Source organism: Pseudomonas sp. MWU16-30323 (assembly GCF_020515595.1).
Lineage (GTDB): Bacteria > Pseudomonadota > Gammaproteobacteria > Pseudomonadales > Pseudomonadaceae > Aquipseudomonas > Aquipseudomonas yamanorum.
This window is the reverse complement of sequence record NZ_JAIWYM010000004.1, coordinates 157,308-178,945: the sequence shown is the minus strand read 5'-3', so window position 1 is coordinate 178,945 and position 21,638 is coordinate 157,308. Positions and strand designations below refer to the sequence as shown.

The 21,638-nt window shown below is 61.5% G+C and carries 16 protein-coding genes and 1 riboswitch; of the genes, 6 read left to right on the top strand and 10 right to left on the bottom strand.

Features of this window, described 5'->3' with window-relative positions; genetic code table 11:
- Positions 1-139: 139 nt before the first annotated feature.
- Positions 140-2,044, bottom strand: coding sequence for a phosphomethylpyrimidine synthase ThiC (gene thiC, locus LIY45_RS07265; protein WP_008439122.1), 1,905 nt, complete (start codon positions 2,042-2,044; stop codon positions 140-142).
- 145 nt (positions 2,045-2,189) lie between these two features.
- Positions 2,190-2,295: riboswitch (TPP riboswitch) on the bottom strand.
- Positions 2,296-2,491: 196 nt separating this feature from the next.
- On the opposite strand from thiC, the gene LIY45_RS07260 reads away from it, so the two are divergent.
- Entirely contained in the window at positions 2,492-3,931 is a 1,440-nt protein-coding gene (locus LIY45_RS07260; RefSeq protein ID WP_017478318.1) for a TolC family outer membrane protein, read from the top strand.
- Positions 3,932-4,052: 121 nt separating this feature from the next.
- Here the strand turns inward: LIY45_RS07260 and waaA are convergent, their stop codons facing one another.
- On the bottom strand, positions 4,053-5,330 hold the full coding sequence (gene waaA / locus LIY45_RS07255; protein ID WP_226475828.1) for a lipid IV(A) 3-deoxy-D-manno-octulosonic acid transferase: 1,278 nt from the start codon (positions 5,328-5,330) through the stop codon (positions 4,053-4,055).
- Positions 5,331-5,353: 23 nt separating this feature from the next.
- Positions 5,354-6,244, bottom strand: coding sequence for a LysR family transcriptional regulator (locus tag LIY45_RS07250; protein ID WP_226475827.1), 891 nt, complete (start codon positions 6,242-6,244; stop codon positions 5,354-5,356).
- Positions 6,245-6,425: 181 nt separating this feature from the next.
- Here LIY45_RS07250 and LIY45_RS07245 point away from each other — a divergent pair, with 181 nt between their 5' ends.
- From LIY45_RS07245 to LIY45_RS07230, 4 genes are all read left to right on the top strand, one after another.
- Positions 6,426-6,761 carry a multidrug efflux SMR transporter gene (locus LIY45_RS07245; RefSeq protein WP_003209492.1) on the top strand — a complete coding sequence of 112 codons (336 nt, stop codon included), beginning with the start codon at positions 6,426-6,428 and terminating at the stop codon, positions 6,759-6,761.
- A gap of 69 nt (positions 6,762-6,830) precedes the next feature.
- On the top strand, positions 6,831-8,006 hold the full coding sequence (locus tag LIY45_RS07240) for an FAD-dependent oxidoreductase (protein ID WP_226475826.1): 1,176 nt from the start codon (positions 6,831-6,833) through the stop codon (positions 8,004-8,006).
- The gene (locus LIY45_RS07235; RefSeq protein ID WP_226475825.1) at positions 8,003-8,815 is read left to right on the top strand and encodes an aldo/keto reductase; all 813 of its coding nucleotides are present in this window, start codon (positions 8,003-8,005) and stop codon (positions 8,813-8,815) included. Before LIY45_RS07240 ends, LIY45_RS07235 begins: the two co-directional genes overlap by 4 nt.
- Positions 8,816-8,856: 41 nt before the next feature.
- Entirely contained in the window at positions 8,857-9,825 is a 969-nt protein-coding gene (locus tag LIY45_RS07230) for a hypothetical protein (RefSeq protein ID WP_063033413.1), read from the top strand.
- Positions 9,826-9,942: 117 nt separating this feature from the next.
- Here LIY45_RS07230 and hldE read toward each other — a convergent pair whose 3' ends face one another.
- Both hldE and msbA read right to left on the bottom strand, forming a co-directional pair.
- Positions 9,943-11,364, bottom strand: coding sequence for a bifunctional D-glycero-beta-D-manno-heptose-7-phosphate kinase/D-glycero-beta-D-manno-heptose 1-phosphate adenylyltransferase HldE (gene hldE / locus LIY45_RS07225; RefSeq protein WP_026078080.1), 1,422 nt, complete (start codon positions 11,362-11,364; stop codon positions 9,943-9,945).
- A gap of 97 nt (positions 11,365-11,461) precedes the next feature.
- Positions 11,462-13,267 (bottom strand): lipid A export permease/ATP-binding protein MsbA, encoded by a 1,806-nt coding sequence (msbA, locus tag LIY45_RS07220; RefSeq protein ID WP_026078079.1) that lies wholly within the window; start codon positions 13,265-13,267, stop codon positions 11,462-11,464.
- A 159-nt stretch (positions 13,268-13,426) separates the two neighbouring features.
- Here msbA and LIY45_RS07215 point away from each other — a divergent pair, with 159 nt between their 5' ends.
- Positions 13,427-15,304, top strand: a complete 1,878-nt coding sequence (locus tag LIY45_RS07215; protein ID WP_226475824.1) for an O-antigen ligase family protein — start codon at positions 13,427-13,429, stop codon at positions 15,302-15,304.
- A 65-nt stretch (positions 15,305-15,369) separates the two neighbouring features.
- Here LIY45_RS07215 and LIY45_RS07210 read toward each other — a convergent pair whose 3' ends face one another.
- The 5 genes from LIY45_RS07210 to LIY45_RS07190 all read right to left on the bottom strand — a co-directional run bounded on the left by LIY45_RS07210 (position 15,370) and on the right by LIY45_RS07190 (position 21,543).
- Complete coding sequence (locus LIY45_RS07210; RefSeq protein ID WP_177076117.1) at positions 15,370-16,254, bottom strand: glycosyltransferase; 885 nt, start codon at positions 16,252-16,254, stop codon at positions 15,370-15,372.
- On the bottom strand, positions 16,251-17,399 hold the full coding sequence (locus LIY45_RS07205) for a glycosyltransferase family 4 protein (protein ID WP_177025896.1): 1,149 nt from the start codon (positions 17,397-17,399) through the stop codon (positions 16,251-16,253). Before LIY45_RS07205 ends, LIY45_RS07210 begins: the two co-directional genes overlap by 4 nt.
- Positions 17,400-17,485: 86 nt before the next feature.
- Positions 17,486-18,892, bottom strand: a complete 1,407-nt coding sequence (locus LIY45_RS07200) for a PIG-L family deacetylase (RefSeq protein WP_226475823.1) — start codon at positions 18,890-18,892, stop codon at positions 17,486-17,488.
- Positions 18,889-19,785: a GNAT family N-acetyltransferase gene (locus LIY45_RS07195; RefSeq protein ID WP_226475822.1), complete on the bottom strand. Its 897-nt coding sequence runs from the start codon at positions 19,783-19,785 to the stop codon at positions 18,889-18,891. The genes LIY45_RS07200 and LIY45_RS07195 overlap by 4 nt, the downstream gene beginning before the upstream one ends.
- Positions 19,786-21,543: a carbamoyltransferase gene (locus LIY45_RS07190; protein ID WP_063033420.1), complete on the bottom strand. Its 1,758-nt coding sequence runs from the start codon at positions 21,541-21,543 to the stop codon at positions 19,786-19,788.
- Between the last annotated feature and the right edge of the window lie 95 nt (positions 21,544-21,638).

Genomic DNA, 21,638 nt, shown 5'->3' with positions numbered 1-21,638 from the left:
GGCGAGGGAGCTTGCTCCCGCTGGGCGGCGAAGCCGCCCCAAAACCTGCAACCGATGAGTGTCAGTCAAGACACCGATCCAGATTCCGGGAGCGCTGCGCACTCTAGCGGGAGCAAGCTCCCTCGCCACAGGTTCTGATTCAGACCTTTTTGTACAGCTGACTACCTTCCTGCTTGAACCGCTCCGCCTGCTCCGCCAGGCCCTTGGCCACGTCCACGTCCACCGCTTCAATGCGCTGGTTGGCCGCGTACTCCCGCACTTCCTGGGTGATTTTCATCGAGCAGAATTTCGGCCCGCACATCGAGCAGAAATGCGCGACCTTGGCCGAGTCCTTCGGCAAGGTTTCATCGTGGTACGAACGCGCCGTGTCCGGGTCCAGGCCCAGGTTGAACTGGTCTTCCCAGCGGAATTCGAAGCGCGCCTTGCTCAGCGCGTTGTCACGAATCTGCGCCCCCGGATGCCCCTTGGCCAAGTCCGCCGCATGCGCTGCGATCTTGTAGGTGATGATCCCGGTCTTCACGTCGTCCTTGTTCGGCAGGCCCAAATGCTCCTTCGGCGTGACGTAGCAGAGCATCGCGCAACCGAACCAGCCGATCATCGCCGCCCCGATACCCGAGGTGATGTGGTCATAACCCGGCGCGATGTCGGTGGTCAGTGGGCCGAGGGTGTAGAACGGCGCCTCGTCGCAGCACTCCAGCTGCTTGTCCATGTTCTCCTTGATCAACTGCATCGGCACGTGGCCCGGGCCTTCGATCATGGTTTGCACGTCGTGCTTCCAGGCGATCTTGGTCAGTTCGCCGAGGGTTTCCAGCTCGCCGAACTGTGCGGCGTCGTTGGCGTCGGCAATCGACCCCGGGCGCAGGCCATCTCCCAGGGAGAAGCTGACGTCGTAGGCCTTCATGATTTCGCAGATTTCGTCGAAATGGGTGTAGGTGAAGTTCTCTTTGTGGTGCGCCAGGCACCACTTGGCCATGATCGAGCCGCCACGGGAGACAATGCCAGTGACGCGCTTGGCGGTCAGCGGCACATAGCGCAGCAACACGCCGGCGTGGATGGTGAAGTAGTCGACGCCCTGCTCGGCCTGTTCGATCAGGGTGTCGCGGAACAGCTCCCAGGTCAGGTCTTCAGCGGCGCCACCGACTTTTTCCAGGGCCTGGTAGATCGGCACGGTACCGATCGGCACCGGCGAGTTGCGGATGATCCACTCGCGGGTTTCATGGATGTGCTTGCCGGTGGACAGGTCCATCACCGTGTCCGAACCCCAGCGAATGCCCCACGTCAGTTTCGCCACTTCTTCTTCGATGGACGAACCCAGGGCGCTGTTGCCGATGTTGCCGTTGATCTTCACCAGGAAGTTACGGCCGATGATCATCGGTTCCAGTTCGGTGTGGTTGATGTTGGCCGGGATGATCGCGCGGCCGCGGGCGATTTCTTCGCGCACAAATTCCGGGGTGATGATTTTCGGTACGCTGGCACCGAAGCTGTGGCCGGCGTGTTGCTGGTCCAGCAGGCCGGCGGCACGGGCTTCTTCCAGCTTCATGTTTTCGCGGATGGCGACGTATTCCATCTCGGCGGTGATGATGCCTTTGCGGGCGTAGTGCATTTGCGTGACGTTAGCCCCGGCCTTGGCGCGGCGCGGGTTCTTCACGTGGGCGAAGCGCAGCGCGGTCAGCTCGGCATCGCTCAGGCGCTGTTGGCCGAAGTGCGAGCTCAAGCCCGACAGGCGTTCGGTGTCGCCACGGGATTCGATCCACGGCGAACGCACATCGCCCAGGCCCTTGCGCACGTCGATGATCACATTCGGGTCGGTGTAGGGGCCTGAGGTGTCATAGACCACCACGGGCGCGTTGATTTCGCCGCCGAAGTCGGTGGGGGTCACATCAAGGCTGACTTCACGCATCGGCACGCGGATATCCGGACGAGTGCCCTGGACGTAGATTTTTTGCGAGCGGGTAAACGGCTGCACGGAACCGGAGTCGACCTTGGCCGATTCGCTCAAGTGCACGGTGTTTTTTGATTTTTGGCTTTTTAATTCAATGCTCATCACGGGCTCTCCAACTATCCAGGTGGTGGATTTTTGTCGGAGCGAACCTGTGACGGATGGACGCACTGTGACAGTGCTGTGCTTGGCGCACGGGCTGTTCGATTGTCGAACAACATCCCGGACGAAGCACAAGAGGACTCGCCGGGTGACGAGAAATCTTGTTCCCTACGCAGGCGCTAACCTGATCAGGTTCAACGGGATCCGGTATTTACCGATCTCAGCCTTCCAACAAGGCACCCCGACAAGAACGCGGCCAGTCTAGACCATGGAGCAGGCAAATTGCCAATGACGGTGCATTCATCGTGATGAATGGCGTAATTACAGGATTGTTGTGCCGTGATAGCGCCACTACACTCGGTGACTGCTCAAGGTCTTGACGCCAGGAATGGGCCGCCTTAGCCTTGGGCTCCAAATTATCGCCGTAATATTTACTCTAGGGATCGCCTCATGCTGCGCAAACTTTCACTGGCTCTCGCCGTGTCTTGTGCGACCAACGGACTGGTCTGGGCAGCTGAAGCGCCCCTGACGACCAAAACCGACCTGGTCAGCGTCTACCAGGAAGCGGTGGACAACAATGCCGACCTGGCCGCCGCCCGCGCCCAATACGGCGCGCAGAAAGAAGTGGTGCCCCAGGCCCGCGCCGGCTTGTTGCCGAACCTGTCGGCCGGTGCCGACATCAATAATGTGCGCACCCAGCTGGACCAACCCGCCGCGACGGTCAACCGCGACGCCCATTCCTGGCGTGCGACCTTGAGCCAGCCGCTGTTCCGCGCTGATCGCTGGTTCCAGCTGCAAGCCGCCGAAGCGGTCAATGAACAGGCTGCACTGCAACTCTCGGCCACCGAACAGAACCTGATCCTGCAAAGCGCCGAAAACTACTTTGCCGTACTGCGTGCCCAGGACAACCTGGCCTCGACCAAGGCCGAGGAAGCCGCATTCAAGCGCCAACTGGACCAGTCCAATGAACGCTTTGACGTGGGCCTGTCGGACAAGACCGACGTGCTGCAATCCCAGGCCAGCTACGACACCGCCCGCGCCAACCGGATCCTGGCCCAGCGCCAGGTGGACGACGCCTTCGAAGCGCTGATCACCCTGACCAACCGCCAGTACAACTCGATCCAGGGCATTGTCCACACGCTGCCGGTGCTGCCACCGTCGCCGAACGACGCCAAGGCCTGGGTCGAAACCGCCGGCCGCCAGAACCTGAACCTGCTGGCCAGCAACTACGCGGTCACCGCCGCCGAGGAAACCCTCAAGCAACGCAAGGCCGGCCACGCGCCGACCCTTGATGCCGTGGCGCAATATGAAAAAGGTGACAACGACGCCTTGGGCTTCAGCAACCCGAGCGCCTTTGGCCAGCCTTATCACGGTGACGTGTCGCAACGCACCGTGGGCCTGCAGTTGAGGATCCCGCTGTACAGCGGCGGCCTTACCAGTTCGCAGGTGCGCGAGTCCTATTCCCGTCTGGGCCAGACCGAGCAGCAGCGCGAAGGCCTGCGTCGCCAGGTGGTGGAAAACACCCGCAACCTGCACCGCGCGGTGAACACCGATGTGGAGCAGGTGCAGGCGCGCCGCCAGTCGATCATCTCCAACCAGAGCGCGGTGGAAGCCACGGAAATCGGTTACCAGGTGGGTACGCGCAACATCGTCGATGTGCTGGACGCCCAGCGCCAGCTGTACACCTCGGTGCGCAACTACAACAACAGCCGCTACGACTACATCCTCGACAACCTGCGCTTGAAGCAGGCGGCGGGCACATTGAACCCGGGGGACTTGCAGGATCTGGCGCGGTATTTGAAGGCTGACTACAACCCGGACAAGGACTTCCTGCCACCGGACCTGGCCAAGGCGGCTGCGGCACAGTTGAAAGCTAACCCGGGTTACTAAGACCGCCCGTTAACCCAATGTGGGAGCGGGCTTGCTCGCGAAAGCGGTGTATCAGTCGACTTATTCGCTACTGACACTGCGCATTCGCGAGCAAGCCCGCTCCCACATTTGATTTGTGTTGTTAGACGTTAAGCAGTCTGCCCAACCCATCCAGCAAACGCTGCAACGCCCCCTGATTGGCGCGCATCACCGCCAGCCCCGCCTGCCCCATCTTCTGCGCGTCCTGCGGCAGCTCGAACAAGCGCTGTACCGCCACCGCCAACCCCTCGGCATCGTCCACTTCCTGCAACGCCCCGGCGTCGCGCATCATTGCGCTGATTTCCAGGAAGTTGAACACGTGGGGCCCGCAGATAACCGGCTTGGCCAAGGCCGCCGGCTCCAGCGGGTTATGCCCGCCCGTGGCGACCAGGCTGCCGCCGACAAAGGCGCTGTCGGCCAAGGCATACAGGAACAGCAACTCGCCCATGGTGTCGCCCAGCAACACGGAAGTCTGCGCCGTTACCGCCTCGCCGCTGGAGCGACGCACCGTGGCGAAACCCTGCTGCTGGCACAGCTCGAACATCGGGTTGAAACGCTCTTGATGACGCGGCACCAGAATCAGCAAGGCATTGGGATAACTGGCGAGCAACTGGCGATGGGCAGCGAGTACCACTTCATCTTCGCCTTCGTGGGTGCTGGCGGCGATCCATACCGGGCGTTCGCTGGCATGCCATTGTTCACGCAACGCAGCAGCGCGCTCCAGCAGTTGCGGGTCGATGGTCAGGTCGAACTTGATCGAGCCGGTGACCTCGACGGTCTCGGGCCGTGCACCCAGGCTGCGAAAACGCTCGGCCTCGGTTGCGGTCTGGACGGCGAACAGGCTCATTTCCGCCAGCATCGGCGCCGTCAGCTTGGCAAAACGTCCGTAGCCCTTGGCCGACCGTGCCGACAGCCGTGCGTTGGCCAATGCCACGGGGATCCCGCGCTTGGCGCATTGGTGAATATGGTTGGGCCACAGCTCGGTCTCCATGATCACCGCCAGTTTCGGCTGCACGCGATCGAGAAAACGCTTGGCTGCACAGGGCAAATCGTACGGCAGGTAGCAATGCTGGATGCGCGGTTCGTTGGCGAACAACGCCTGGATGCGCTCGGAACCGGTGGGCGTCATGCAAGTGACGGTGATCGGCAGCTGTGGATAACGCTCCAGCAGCCCGCGAATCATCGGTGCGGCGGCGATGCTCTCGCCGACTGACACCGCGTGCACCCAGATCCCGCCAGGTTGCATCACCGGCAAGCCATAGGAAAAGCGCTCACCCACGCGCTTGGCATAAGCCGGCGCCTTGCGTGAGCGCAGCCACAGACGCAAAGCCACCAACGGCAGCGCCAGGTAAAACAGACAGCTGTAGAGAGTTCTATTCATGGCGGCGGAGTTTATCGGCTTTTTCAGTCGATCGCCTGCAAGCACTCGGCAAAACGCTCGGCAAAGAAACGCGCGGCCGGGCCGAGGGGCTCATCGCGGCGCCACACCAGTTCCACCACCAGCGCTGGCGGGGTCCATTCGCTGTTCAGTTCAACCATCTGGTTCTGGTAGGTCGGGTACTGCACCACATGCCGCGGCAACCACGCCCAACCCAGGCCGCGGGCCAGCCATTCCGCCAACACGTAGAAACTGTCGGCGCGCCATACCTGCGGACTCGCGGCCTCGCTGCCGGGGTAAACGCTGGTCTGCGTGGACATCAACAGTTGGCGATACTGCGCCAGCCGCTGGCAATCGACGAACGCTTCCTTGGCCATGGGATGCCCGACGCCGCACACGGTGACCATTTCGACGCTGCCCACCACCCGACGCTCCAGGGCTTCGGGGATTTGGTCGTGATAGAACAGCATCCCCAGGTCCGCCTTGCGCTCCACCAGCTTGCGCGCGACATCGCCCTGGGCACTGCTGGAAAGCTGCACCTCCAGATTCGGGAATTTTCCCGCCAATCTTTCCAGGCTATTAAGCACCGGCTGATAGAGCATGGCTTCATCCTGAGCCAGGCGCAGGCAGGCTTCCTCCCCACGCATCAACGACAAGGCGCGGCCATTCAGGCGCTCGCACTGGCGCAAGACCTCTCGCGCCTCCTCGAGCAAAACTGTGCCGGCCTCGGTCAGGCGGGGCTGACGGCCACTGCTGCGATCGAACAGACACACGCCCAGGTCTGCCTCCAACAGGGCAATTCCGCTGCTGACCGCCGACTGCGCCCTGCGCTGGTCCCGCGCCGCCGCCGAAAACGAACGCTGCTCGGCGACACTGACAAACAGGCGCATTTGCTCAAGACTCCACTGCACGCTCATGGCTCAACCCATCTTTAATTCAGATAGGTAATGACTTTACCGCATCTGGTAAGTCTCTAGAATGCCGACCTTTGTAGGAGCGAGCTTGCTCGCGAAAAACCTGAGAACGCTGCGTTATCGTTGACGATTTTCGCGAGCAAGCTCGCTCCTGCGGTTGAACCCCTGTACCGAGGATTTACCCATGAACGCCGCCTACTATTACCTGGCCATTGCCATTTGCTCGGAAGTGATTGCTACCGTTTCCATGAAAGCGATCAAGGGGTTCAGCACGCCGATCCCGCTATTGCTGGTGATCGTCGGCTACGGCGTGGCCTTCTGGATGCTGACGCTGGTAGTGCGCACCGTGCCGGTGGGCGTGGCGTATGCGGTGTGGGCCGGGATGGGCATTGTGATGGTCAGCATCGCCGCACTGTTTATCTATGGGCAGAAACTGGATATCCCGGCGATGCTGGGGATGGGCCTGATTGTGCTTGGGGTGGTGGTGATTCAGTTGTTCTCGAAAACGGCCGGGCACTGATCACCGACAAATCGCCACCGCTCTGTGCCTGTATACTGCGCCTCTTGTCTTGAACACTGAGGTCGCTGCATGCCATCCGTTATTTCCACCGACGTTCTGATTGTCGGCGCCGGGGTTGCCGGCCTCTGGCTCAATGCGCGCCTGCGCCGCCAGGGCTTTTCCACGGTACTGGTGGAAAGTGCCACCCTCGGCGGTGGGCAAAGCGTGAAGTCCCAGGGGATCATCCACGGCGGTGCGAAATACGCACTGCATGGCGCCCTGACCGGCGCCTCCGAAGCCATCGCCGACATGCCCCGCCGCTGGCGCGAAGCCCTGGCAGGCAACGGTGAACTGGATCTTTCCGGTGTGCGCCTATTGTCCGAAGCCCACTATTTGTGGTCGCCGGGCACCATCGCCGGCAACCTCACCAGCTTCTTCGCCAGCAAGGCCGTGCGCGGCCGCGTGGATCAAGTGAAGGGCGATGACCTGCCACCGGCCCTGCAAGACCGCCGCTTCAAGGGCAAGGTCTACCGCCTGGCCGAACTGGTGATCGACGTCCCGAGCCTGATCGAGCGCCTGGCGCAACTGGCCGGTGACGGCTTGCTCGCCGGGGAGAAGATCGAACCGTTAATGGAAGACGGCACCCTGGCAGGCCTGAAGGTCGATGGCCGCGAGATCCGTGCCCAACGTATCGTCCTCAGCGCCGGTGGCGGCACCGCGGATTTGCTCAGCGCCCTGGGCCTGAGCCAACCCGCCATGCAACGCCGGCCGTTGCACATGATCATCGCCAAGGGCCCCGGCCTGAAGCCGCTCTATGCCCATTGCCTGGGTGGCGGCACCAAGCCACGCATCACCGTGACCACGCACCCCGCCGCCGATGGCAATTGGGTGTGGTACCTGGGCGGTGATATCGCCGAGGCCGAAGGTGTGGCCCGTACCCCGGAACAGCAGATCGCCACCGCACAAAAGGAGTTGGCGCAGTTGCTGCCCTGGATCGACATGAGCCAAACCCAATGGGCGACCCTGCGCGTGGACCGCGCCGAACCGTTGCAGTCTGGCCTGACCCGCCCGGACAACGCCTTCCTCGCCGAACAGGATCGCCTGCTGGTGGGCTGGCCGACCAAGCTGGCATTGGCGCCGGACTTCGCTGACCGTGTGATCAACACACTGGAACGTGACGGCATCAAGCCAAGTGCCACGCAAATGCTCCCCGACCTGCCAAAGCCCGCCATCGCCCAACCTGCCTGGGAGCAACTGCTACCATGACCCTGCCGACCCTGCATGACCTTCATCGCCCGTTGGGCAGTACCGGCCTGCTGGTTTCGCCGCTGGGTTTGGGCACCGTCAAGCTGGGCCGTGACCAAGGGGTGAAATACCCCAACGGTTTCCAGATTCCTGATGACGATGCCGCGCGGATGCTGCTGCGCCAGGCCCGGCAATTGGGCATCAACCTGATCGACACGGCGCCCGCTTATGGCCGCAGCGAAGAACGCCTGGGCCCGCTGTTGCGCGGCCAGCGCCAGGAATGGGTGATCGTCAGCAAGGTGGGTGAGGAGTTCGCCGAGGGCGTGTCCCATCACGATTTCAGCGCGGCCCATACCCGGCTTTCAGTGGAGCGCAGTCTGAAACGACTTGAAACGGATTTTATCGACCTGGTGCTGGTGCACTCCGACGGCAACGACCTGCACATCCTCAACGACTGCGAGGTTTACCAGACCCTGGCGGACCTCAAGCGTGAGGGCAAGATCCGTGGTTTCGGCTTCTCCGGCAAAACCGTCGAGGGCGGCGTAAAGGCTCTGGAACAAGGCGATTGCGCCATGGTCACCTACAATCTGAACGAACAGGCCGAAAAAGCCGTCATTGATTATGCGGCCGCCCACGGCAAAGGCATCCTGGTGAAAAAGGCACTAGCCAGTGGCCATGTCTGCCTGGAATCAGGAGTGGATCCAATTTACGCCAGTTTCATGTTGTTGTTTGCGCAAACCGGCGTCGCCAGTGCTATTGTCGGGACCATTAATCCGCTGCACCTCGCCCATAACGTAGCGACCGCTGCCAAGGTCATTCGCCAACTCTGATGCCGCCGACGCGGCCGACCCCGACGCAAGAAGGAGCCGACATGGCGCGAACGCTCATTAGAAAAAACCCGAGTAACTTTAAAACACTGCCGCTGCATGTCGAAGCCACGCCCGAAGGCTTGAGTTACCAGAGCGTCGGCATGCCGCTCAACTTCGCCCAGACCCTGCAACGGCGCAAGCCGGTGGAGGTGAAAGACACTGAGCGTTTCGTGCTGGAGCTGGCCAACCTTGGTGTCTCGGTGCGCCTGACGCTGCATTGGCAGAACCGTGATTACTGGGTGCTGGTGCGCCAGCGTCGGCAAGACCGTGGCGACGTTGTGCTCAAGCTGATCTCCGGTTATGTGCCGGCCCACGAACTGAACCTGCCACTGCACACCGCCATCCAGGAAATCGCCGAGGAATGCCTGCTGGAAACCCCGGAAGGCTGGCTGGGCGGGCGCTTCAACGACACCTGGCTACCGGCACCCTACTCGTCTGCCCTGCACTACCGCGAAGCGTTGCCGTTTCGCCTCTCACCGCTGTCCGGGGCCGCGCGCCCGGTGCGCTGCGCCACCATGCAGTTGATTGAACGGCCACGGGCTTACGTGCACCTGCCGACGGCTTCGCTGCAGTTGATTTATGACTTGCGCCTGGAAGTGCCCAAGGAAGCAAAGTCCCTGAGCCTGTTTCATGTGGACGAGCGCCTGGAGGGTGACCAACTGGTGGCCCGCCTGGACCGGCAACGCCCGGACCTGTACCTGATGCCGCTCAAGGACGGACAGCCATGTGCAGAGCTGTATACCTTGAAGAAGGATCAGCTGTATCCGGCGAGTACGCGAGGGTTGTATCTGGCAGAGAGCTTTGCCCAACAGGAAGGCTGGGTGGTGCGTGATGAGCGGATCCGCTGGAAGGATTGGCTGCGCCAGCAAGGGTTGAGTGCGCCGGAGAAAGAATCGAAATTGAAGCGCTTGACGGGTAAGGCGCGGCAGATCTTGCGCAAGATCGTGCCGAAGAAAAAAGCCAACCCGTAACCGGACGCCAGGTCGCGGCGGTCAAATGAGGGAGCGGGCTTGCTCGCGAATGCGCTGTATCAGTCACTGCATCTGCCCGCTGATCCACCGCTTTCGCGAGCAAGCCCGCTCCCACAATCAGTTACTGCGGATTTTTTCCACGATTGCCGTGGTCGAGCTGTTTTCAACCAACCCCAGCACTTTGACCTTGCCGCCATAAGCACTGACGATATCGGCCCCCACCACCTGGTCGACCGAATAATCACCACCCTTGACCAGCACGTCCGGCTTGACCTGAGCCAACAGGTTTTCCGGCGTCCCCTCGGCAAAGCTGATCACCCAGTCCACCGCCCCCAAGCCCGCCAGTACCGCCATGCGACGGTCGACACTGTTGATCGGGCGACCAGGCCCTTTCAGGCGACTGACCGACGCATCGTCGTTGACCGCCACGATCAAGCGATCGCCTTGGGCCCGCGCCTGCTCCAGGTACGTCACGTGACCGGCGTGGAGGATGTCGAAGCAACCATTGGTGAAGACAATGCTCTCTTTATGGGCACGGGCATCGTCAATTGCCAACAGCAGTTGTTCGATACTCAACACACCCCGCTCCGAACCCTCGGAACGCTGAATGGCGCGGCGCAGCTCAGGTGCGCTGATGGCAGCCGTACCCAGCTTGCCAACCACAATGCCCGCTGCAAGATTGGCCAGGGCCACTGCGTGAGGCAACTCTTCACCAGCGGCAATGGAGGCCGCCAGGGTGGAAATCACCGTGTCGCCGGCACCGGTCACGTCGAACACTTCACGGGCTCGCGCTGGCAGGTGCATTGCAGGGTGATCAGGGCGCAGCAAGGTCATGCCATGTTCGCCACGGGTCACCAGCAAGGCGCCCAGGTCGAGGTCGGCCATGAGTTTGGCACCCTTGGTCACCAGCTCGTGCTCATCGACGCAACCGCCGACGATGGTTTCAAATTCGCTGAGGTTCGGCGTGATCAGGCTCGCGCCCCGATAAATCGAGAAGTCCTTGCCCTTGGGATCCGCCAGTACCGGAATGCCCCGGGCCTTGGCGGCCTGGATCAGCATCTGGTGGTTTCTCAAGGCGCCTTTGCCGTAGTCGGACAGCACCAGCACCTTGATGCCTTCGAGCAACTCGTCAACCTGGGCGCTTAGGGCCAGGGCGTCGGTGGCGAAGGGTTCTTCAAAATCGATACGCAGCAATTGCTGGTGCCGGCTCATGACCCGCAGCTTGACGATGGTCGGCTGGTGGGGAATGCGCTGGAACAACGCACGCACACCAGCACCCCGCAGGCTGTTGGCCAGGCTGTCGGCGGCTTCGTCGTCGCCGGTCACACCCACGAGGGAGGCCGGGGCGCCGAGCGCAGCAATATTGAGGGCAACGTTGGCAGCGCCACCTGGACGGTCTTCGATTTGCTCGACCTTGACTACCGGTACCGGTGCCTCAGGGGAAATCCGTGAGGTACCGCCATGCCAGTAACGGTCGAGCATGACATCGCCGACCACCAAGACAGGGGCTTGATCGAATCGCGGCATGGACAACTTCATGGAGCAACCCACATACAAAATGAACAGGGGCGCGATATTACCACAGGGTTGTCAGAGGCTTGTGCAATGTAGGAGCCGGCAAGCCGGCTCCGACAAATCAGGTGATGTCGGCCGGGATCGGCGCGTCCAGGCCCATGGCGTGCAAGCGGGCGTAATAACCGTTTTGCGCCAGCAGTTCGCCGTGGGTACCGCGCTCGACAATCCGGCCATCGTCCATGACCAGGATCAGGTCGGCCTTCTCGATGGTCGACAGGCGGTGGGCAATCACCAGGGTCGTGCGGCCTTGCATGACTTTGTCCAGGGCCGCCTGGATATGGCGCTCCGACTCGGTATCCAGCGCCGAGGTCGCCTCGTCGAGGATCAGCAATGGCGCGTTCTTGAGCAGGGCCCGGGCAATGGCCAGGCGCTGGCGCTGGCCACCGGACAGCAGCACGCCGTTTTCGCCGACCTGGGTATCGAAGCCTTTGGGCAACTGGTCGATGAAGTCCTTGGCATAGGCATCGGCCGCCGCCGCCTCGACATCGGCCCGCGGGGCACCGGCCAGGTCACCGTAGGCGATGTTGTTGGTCACGGTGTCGCTGAACAGGGTCACGTGCTGGGTCACCTGGGCGATGTGCCGACGCAGGTTGAGCAGGCGATAGTCTTCGATTTCCACGCCATCGAGCAGGATCTCACCGCTCTCGTGGTGGTAGAAACGCGGGATCAGGCTGGCCAGGGTCGACTTGCCGCTGCCCGAACGGCCCACCAGGGCAACCATCTGCCCAGGCTCTGCGGTAAAGGTAATGTCCTTGAGGACATGGCGATCGGTGCCCGGGTAGGTGAAGTTCAGGTTGCGCACTTCCAGGCGGCCGCTGACCTTGTCGCGCTCGATGGTGCCGCGATCGATTTCCACATCTTCGTCCAACTGCTCGAAAATGCTTTCGGCACCGGCCACGCCTTTCTGGATGGTCGAGCTGACTTCAGAGAGCTGGCGAATCGGCTTGGGCAACAGGCCGGCCAACGTGATGTAGGCCACCATGTCACCTGCGGAAGCATCGCCGCGAAGGTACAGAACCAGGAACATCAGCACCGCCATGGCGCTGTAGATCACCAGTTGCAGCGCCGGCGTGTAGATCGCGCCGGTACGGGTCATGCGCAGTTGCTTGTTGGTGTTGCTCAGGCTGGCCTTGAGGAAGCGCTTCTGCTCATACACCTCACCGCCGAAGCTGCGCACCACGCGGTAGCCCTGGATGGTTTCCGAGGCGACATGGGTGACGTCCCCCATGGCAACCTGGATCTTCTTGCTCTGCTTGCGGAATTTCTTGCTCGCGGTGCTGACCATCACGGCAATCAACGGCAGGATCGCGATCATCACCAGGGTCAAGCGCCAGTTCATATACAGCAGCGAGGCGAACAGGAAGATCACCGTCATGCCTTCGCGAATCACCACCTTGATGGCATCGGTCGCCGCACCAGTGACCATGGTCACGTTGAAGGTGATGCGGGAAATCAGGTGCCCGGAGTTGTGATTGTCGAAATAGCGATTCGGCAAGGTCAGCAAGTTGTTGAACAGTTGCACCCGCAGGTCATGCACCAGGCCCAGGGACACCTTGGCCAGCAGGTAGTTGCCCAGGAACGAGCCGAGGCCCTGCCACGCGGCGATCAGGATGATCAGCAGCGGCACGGCCTGCAGCAATTGCAGGTCCCGCAGCACAGGTACCGTGGGGAACAACACCGCTTCAGGGTTGGACAGGCCGTCGACAAAGTACTTGAGGATGTAGCCCAGCATCGGCTGGGTCGACGCGAAAATCAGAAAGCCGACGATACTCAGCGCAAACAAGCCAGCATAGGGCTTAACGTAGCTGAGCAGACGGAAGTATATTTTCAAGCTCGAAGGGCTTGCGCTCGGACTGGAGTCGGTCATATCACGCGGCGGTTTTGAAAAAGGAGGCTGACTTTAGCACAGCTTCTCTGTTGTACTTGCACGCGGCACAACCGCGGCCCCGTTGGATCCAACGGGCGACATTGTATAGCCACTACTTTAGTATGGTTGGCTTTCTTTATTCTGGAACGGCTTTTCTGTATGCAATCCAAGCGCCTTACCTATGGCTCAAACCGCGTTTTCGACTTCCTCTGTCTGTGGATTCTGCCCATCGGCTTGTTGCTGCTCCTGAGTGCGCTGTTCTTCGTTACCAATCGAAATGTGCTGCACAGGTTCTACTACCTGCTGTTCGCCGCGCCGACACTGTTGCTGCTGTGCCTGCGCCCGGCGGAACTCAAGCAGGTATTGCGCGAGCCCCTGGCGATTGCCTTCCTGGTTTTCTCGGGCTGGGCGCTCATCAGCCTGTTCTGGAGCCCTGAGCCCACGACAGACTCCGACTTGTTCAAGCGGCCACCGAATACCTTCACGTTGTTTGCCGGTATGGGACTGTTGCTGCATTACCGCAACGAGCTGTTCAAGCCGATCTTCTTCTGCGCCGCGCTGATTGCGCTGGTCTCCAGTGCCTGCAGCCTGGTGGCTTTTGCCCCCCACTTCGCGGAGGGCGCGCGAATGATCGGCGGGCGCGGGGCGCTTGATAATGCGCTACTGAGCTCTCACGTATTCGGATTCTTCTGCGTTTACTGGCTATACGTATGCATGACCACCCAGCGTCCGCACGCACTCTGGTTCAGCGTTCCGGCACTGGCAATCATGGCCGCAGCAGTGCTGGCCACCGGCTCGAGAACGCCGCTGGTTGCCCTCATCCTCGCCGTACTCTGGATGAGTTTCACCACTCGCAATCGGCGCGCGGCCCTGCTGATCACCTGTATGACGCTGGGGGCTGCGGCGCTGTTGCTGCTCTATCCCGAACTGATCACCAATCGTGGCAGCTCGTTCCGCTTCGAAATCTGGGGCATGTCGCTTGAGCGTATCGCCGAACACCCCTGGATCGGCCACAGCTACGACTCAGAACTGTACCTGACGCTTCCCGACAGCTATCAGCTGCGCGAGCCCCACAGCTTTGCCCTCGGGGTACTCTATTACGTCGGCATCATCGGCTTCATCCCATGGGCCTTCATGCTCGGCTGGGGCCTGTACAAAAGCCTCAAGGAACGTGCACAGCCGTTGTTCATCCTGGCCTCCTCCCTGCTGGCCTACGGCATCGGTGCCGGCCTGACCGAAGGCGGCGGCATTCTTTCGCGGCCAAAAGAGCACTGGTTTCTGCTGTGGATCCCGCTGGCGCTGATCGCCGGCCTGAGCATCGCCCAGCGTCGTCGCAGCCTGCTGCGCATGCCGGTTCAACGCCTGAAACCTCAAGACTTCGAACAGCTGTGCGCCAACGCCCACGTGATTGAAGCCGATGGCCTGGGGCCCAAGGTCCTGCGCCTGGAGGATGGCAGCTTCCTCAAGCTGTTCCGCCCTCGTCGCTGGTACACCTCGGGCAGCTTCAATCCCTATTCGGAGCGCTTTGCCAGCAACAGCGAGCAACTGCGTGCATTGGGGATTCCATCACCGGCCATCCTCAATCTCTACCAATTAAAGGATGCCAGCAGCGCCGTACGTTATCAGCCGCTGCCCGGCCTGACCCTGCGCCAGGCCCTTCAAAGCCTGGACAGCAGCCTGCGGGAGTCGTTGATTGAGCGTTTCGGCCGGTTCATGGCCCAGCTTCACGAACGCGGCGTGTACTTCCGCTCCCTGCATTTGGGCAACGTGCTGTTGATGGATGACGGCGAGTTCGGCCTGATTGACGTGGCCGACATGCGCATCTACCCGTCAGCCCTGCGTAACGCCCTGCGCCAGCGCAACCTGCGGCACATGCAGCGTTATCCCCAGGATCGCAACTGGCTGTTCGAAACCCATTTCGAGCAATTGGCCAAGGGCTATGCCTCGGTTGCCTCGCCAAGCGCGACGGCGAAGATTCGTGAACAGGTGCTGAAGCTCAACAGTCCGGCCGTACAGGTCACGAGCCCGGCCAAGTGATGGTGTGAACCGCTGAGGTTCCAAGCCCTGGCCATTGCGGTGTACGCAATGGCCAGGCCGAAGCCCTATGAGCTGCGCTGCGGCGCCAGATACAGCCGCACCAACCCACGCAAGGTCTTGCGACCCCAGAACTTCAAGGGAATCTGCTTGAGGATCTCCCGCGCCAGCGGGCGGTCGCGGTCGGCGGTCTTGAGGAACATCGAGTTCAGGAAGTTGTAGCGAACCTGATCATAGGCCGGGTGATCGCTGAACAACCCGTAGGTCTTGAGGATGTTCTGGATCATGTAGCGATGATTCTTGTACGTATTGGTCGCGTGCTGGCGATAGCGCGCCATCACCACGTTCAACACGTCGATGGTGTAGCCGGCGTGGGTGATCTTCAACTCGATCAACAAGTCTTCCAGCGGAATCAGTGGGTCGAACCCCCCGACCTCTTCCAGCGCCTGCCGACGGATCATCAGGGTCGGTGCCGGAGGAAAGGGCTTGCGATCCAGGAACAGGTCATCGAAGTCCAGGCTGCGAAACGGCAAATCGCGGCGCTGCTTCTTCTCCGGGTACGGCTTGCCGTCACCATCAATCAACTCGATATTGCCGGCACAGATGCCCACCTTCGGCTTGCCTTCCATGTAGGCAACCTGGGTCGCAATGCGCTCGGGCAACATGATGTCATCGGAACCGAACGGCGCAATCAGGCTGCCTTTGGCGCGGGCGATGGCGCCGTTGAGGGTATTGGTCAGGCCCTGGTTCTGCTGAACCTGGAAATCAAAACCGTGCTCGGCCTGCAAACGCTGGATGCGCTCCACGCTGTCGTCCTTGGAGCCATCGTCAACCACCAGCAACTCGATGTTGGGGTAGGTCTGGCCGAGCACACTGAGGATACTCTGCTCGATATACGGGCCATGGTTGTAGGAGGCGATGATCACAGTGACCAGGGGTTGCTGCAGACTCATGCTTTACCTACTTCACGCAGACCGGTTTCGATCAGGTTCAAATACTTGTGCCGGAACTCGTCCAGGGTGTGGTTTTCTTCCAGGTAGCGGAACACTTGCTCGCCCTTGGCACGCAACTGCTCGTCGCTCAACGCCAGGTAAGTGTCCAGCGCCGCCGCCAGTTGCTCGACGTTGCCCGGGTCATGGGACAGCCCGCCTGCACCTTCCACCAACGGCAACATCGCCGGGCCATTGGAGGCGATGACCGGCAAATGGCCGCTCATGCCTTCCAGCAGCGCCAGGCCCAGGCCTTCGAACAGCGAGGGCATGGTCCAGATGTCGAAACCGCGCACGTACTTCATGCCATCTTCGCGAAAGCCCAGCAGGTGCGCACGGCCGGTCAGGCCCAGGCGCTCGATGTCGGCACGCAGGTCCGCTTCGGCGCGGCCGGAGCCGATGATCCCCACCTGAGCCTCAGGGTATTTATCCTTGAGAGTGGCGAAGGCTTGCAGCAAATGGGTGTGGCCCTTGATCGGCACCAGGCGGCCCAGGGCGCCAATCATCCGCGCATCCAGCGGCAGGCCCAGGGCCTTGCGCGCTTCATCCCGTGGCAACTGCAAGGCTTCGGCCTGGGGGATGTCGATGGCATTGGTGACGAAGGTGGTGTTTTCACGGGTGAACCCACAGTTGAGGTCCACCAGGTAATCCCTGACCGCGGCCGACACCCCGACAAATCGCCACGCCGGGCTGACCCACTTCTGGGTCTGGCGCCGACGGTAGCCACGGGCGTACTCGCCAAAACCGTGGGAGATGCCGATGCACAGGGGAATCTTCAACCAACGGTTGAGGGACAGCATCATGTTGACCGACTTGAAGCGGTTACAGATGACCACGTCGAATTTCTGCTCGCGGCAATATTTGTAGATCTGCCACATGGCGCCGAAACGGATGCCCTTGAGGGACTTTTCCGGCAGCTCGAAGTAATGGGAGTGTTCAGCCACGCTCAGGGGCTGGCCGGGCAGCGGGCGGCCGCTGAGGAACCCGGATGTGACCTCGAAACGTTCAGCCGGCAAGGCCTTGACGATCTGCTCGCCGAGGTCGGCGAAGTCGTGGGTCTTGACGTTGTAGTCCGGCTGTAACTGCAAAACCTTGAAACGAGGTTTCATAACTCTCCATGCTGCAATCTGGCTGCGGGCACACAGCCCGGCAAAAAAAGGGCGGCAGGCGCTGCAAGCCTGCCTTCAATAAGGTCTCAGTCCTGCTTCAACACCCAGAGCAATTCATGGCGGCGCACCGCCTTGCGGAAGAATTCATTCTCTCCATAAGGCGATGGACTACGGCCCGCCAATAATTGCTGCAAGCACCTGCGCACACGGCGCTTGAACGGCGCCCGCGGCTGCAAGTCGTGCATCATGCCCAGGGCCATGGCCTTGTCCTGCTGCTGGCTCAGCGTCAGCGGCAAGCTGCAAGGCACCAGTTCATGCGTGGCATCAAAACGCGGCGGCAAGGCCACGCCAGCGCCCGAGTCGCCCATGGGCCAACGATCATTATCATGCAGGTGGTTGGCGTAGCCGAGCAATGTGCCCGGCTGCCACTCCAGGCCTTGCAGGGCCTCAAGGATCGCGGCGTGGGCGCAAATGTGATCCGGGTGCGGATCCAGCAGCGGCGTTGGCAACACGATCACCTGCGGGCGCGCCTTGAGCAGCAACGCCCGCAGGTCGGCAATCAGGTTGTTCCAGGTCGGGGCACCGTCCACATCCCCGGGCAAGGCCAGGGCATTGAACTGGCGAAACAGCCGCGTATCGTCCAACTGGGCTTCCCGGGAAGCCTGGGGCTGATCCGGCGCGGCCTGCATTGCCGGCAGTTGCATGCAGAAGTAGCCCAACTGCACGCACTGCGCCTCGGGAACGCCCGCCCAGCGAGGCACGGTGACGCTGTCCCAGGCCCGCAGGCGGCCTTTGAGGCGTGCGGCATCGGCCTTGGGCATACCCATTTGCTGATAGTGATCGGCTTCGATTTCGCCCGCTGTAAGGGTGACGATCCAGCTCTCATCGGCCTGGCTGTAAAGGCTGAAGGCAGCCAGTTCGGCATCGTCGGCATGGGGCGCAATGACCATCACGCGCTGGCGACGGTAATCCGGCTGGCGGAACAACCACAGCGTCGGCTGCCCCTTGATGCGGCAGAAGCGCCCGCGCAAGCGCAGCTTACCGCTGGCCAGCGCTTCGCCCATGCCTGTCAGGTTGAGGTAGCGCCGCCCTGCAACACCCCGCTCGAAGACTTGCCGGTCGGGTGCATCCAGGCCCGATAACTCCACCGCAGGATCGAAAAAACGCCCAAGCCACGAGCTATTGAGCTCAACCCCAACGATCAGGGTTTCATCCCCCACCAGGGGCGTGTCCAACAGCAGGCGCCCGCTTTCAAGACGCAGGCCCGCGCACTCGCTCCCTTCAGGAAACGCGTACTCATAGTCGTCTTTAGGCGAGTAGAACAGATGGTCGGCAAACCAGGCTTCATGCGCCGCCCACAGCACCACCGCCAGCAGCAGCGGCAACCACCAGGCCACCAGCACACCGACGGCCACCAGCAGCAACAGGCCCACCAACAACGCAATACGCTTGTTGCGGCGATGCTGCTTGAGCAGTTGCTGTTTGCGACTCATACGCTGAACACCGGCACCGGGTTGCACCAGCGCTCCTTGTATTCACGATCGGAACGCCCGAAGGAAAAACGCAGCGGCTTGTCGCTCGCCCGCGCTTGCTCCCAGGCACTTTGGGTATTCAGGAAGCTCAGCACGCTGCCGGGGCTGAACGCCTTGGTTTCAGGGTCGACACCGCCGTTGACATACTCGGCACTGACCCACTGCGGGGCCTGCACCTGATACACCAGTTGCACGGCAATCGCAGCGTCATTGAGAAACAGCACCGAGCCGAACAGGAATTCATTGAGCAACTCCAGCACTTCGGCCAGACGCTCGGCCCCCGCAGCCGGGAAACCCCAGCGCCGCTGGAACAGGTCGCAGTAAATGGCCGCCAGTTCGCTGCTGGAAAACTCGCCGACCGCCCGCACCACGCCGCCCGCCTCTTCCAGCAAACGCAGTTCGCGGCGCTGGTTGTAGCGAAACTTCTTCGACAGCTCTTCCGGTGTGCGCGCCATAGCCAACTGCTCGGCCTGGGGCTTGAGGGTGCTTACGCGCCCCTCATTCAGTGCAGAGAGATAACGCGCGCGATGGCGCAACGGCACCTGCGCATCGGCGGCAATCGGCAGGATGATCTCGGCGTTACCCAGATCAAACAGGCCTTTTTTGCCTTTGCGCTTGAGCACGTCCTTGGACAGGGCCAGGTCGCGCCCCCAGGTAGCAATTGCACCTTTGAGCTCGCCGTCCTGCTCCCAGCCCAGGTAACGCACCGGAATCTGCGCCAGGTGCGCCAGCCGCTCGACGATCTGCGGATGGGTTGCCACGCTGCCACCAAAACGCTGCCAGGCCTGGGCGTAAACCTCGGCCTCGACAGGCGTCCAGCCACGTTCACGCCAGCCCTGGAAGCGGTTCAGCATTTAGACCACAGCGTCATAAGGGTCCACGCCGTCCTTGACCACCAGGATGTCTTCCATGATCAAGTACTGCAGGTCGGAACCGAAGAACATATTCAGCGCATCCGTCGGCGAGCAGATCATCGCTTCACCACGGCGGTTGAGCGAGGTGTTCAGCGACACGCCGTTGCCGGTCAGCACTTCCAGCTCTTTCATCATGTCGTAGTAGCGCGGGTTGTATTCGCGCTTGAGCACCTGGGCACGGGAGGTTCCATCTTCATGGACCACTTCCGGCACGCGGGTCTTCCACTCTTCCGACACTTCAAAGGTGAAGGTCATGAACGGCGCCGGGTGATCGACCTTGATCATCTGCGGCGCAACGGTGTCGAGCATCGACGGGCAGAAAGGCCTCCAGCGCTCGCGGAACTTGATCTGGTGGTTGATCCGGTCAGCCACGCCGGTGGCGCTTGGGCAACCGATGATCGAACGACCGCCCAAGGCACGCGGGCCAAACTCCATGCGGCCCTGGAACCAGGCCACCGGGTTGCCGTCGACCATGATCTTGGCGATGCGCTTGGGCATGTTTTCGATCTTGCGCCAGACCGGCTTGCTCTCGTGCTTGGCGCACGCGGCGATCACGTCTTCGTTGCTGTAGGACGGGCCGAGATAGACGTGTTCCATCTTCTCCACAGGTACACCACGGGCATGGGACACGTAGGCGGCTGCACCCACCGCAGTACCGGCATCGCCGGATGCCGGCTGCACGAACAGTTCCTTGACGTCGTCACGGGCAATGATCTTCTGGTTCAGCTTGACGTTCAGCGCACAGCCACCGGCGAAGGCCAGCTTGCCGGTGTCTTTGAGGATGTCACCCAGGTAATGGTCGATCATCTGCAACGCCAGCTTCTCGAACAGCGCCTGCATGCTGGCCGCGTAGTGGATGTACGGCTCGTCGGCGATGTCGCCTTCGCGCTTCGGCCCCAGCCACTCGATCAGCTTCGGCGAGAAGTAGAACCCCTTGCCCTTCTCTTTGTAGCGGCGCAGGCCGATGACGTTGGCGTAGTCGGTGTTGATCACCAGCTCGCCGTTTTCAAAGGAGGCCAGGCGCGAGAAATCGTACTTACTGGCATCGCCATACGGCGCCATGCCCATGACCTTGAACTCACCGTCGAGCATCTCGAAACCGAGGAACTCGGTGATCGCGCCATACAGGCCGCCGAGGGAGTCCGGATCGTAGAATTCCTTGATCTTGTGGATCTTGCCGTTTTCGCCGTAGCCGAAGAAGGTGGTGGCGTACTCGCCCTTGCCGTCGATTCCGAGGATCGCGGTCTTCTCCTGGAAGCCCGAGCAATGGTAGGCGCTGGAGGCGTGGGCCAGGTGGTGCTCAACCGGTTCGATCTTGATTTTCTTCGGATCGAAGCCCAGTTGCTCCAGGCACCAGACGATCTTGTTGCGATAGCGCTTGTAGCGACGGTTGCCCATCAGGATCGCGTCGAGGGCGCGGTCCGGGGCGTACCAGTAACGTTTGGCATAGTGCCAGCGGGCCTCGCCGAACAGGCTGATCGGTGCGAACGGAATCGCAACCACGTCAACGTCGGAAGGCTTGATACCGGCTTGTTCCAGGCAGAACTTCGCCGACTCGTAGGGCATGCGGTTCTTTGCATGTTTGTCGCGTACGAAGCGCTCTTCTTCGGCGGCCGCAATCAGCTTGCCGTCGATGTACAAGGCTGCGGAAGGATCATGGCTAAGGGCGCCGGACAGGCCAAGAATCGTCAATGCCACAGGGGTCTAGCCTCTTTTAGTCTGCATGCAGGCGCGTCACGCCTGAAAAAAGTGTGCTTCTCGCCTGGGGGAGAAACAGCTAAAGGGCGGGATTA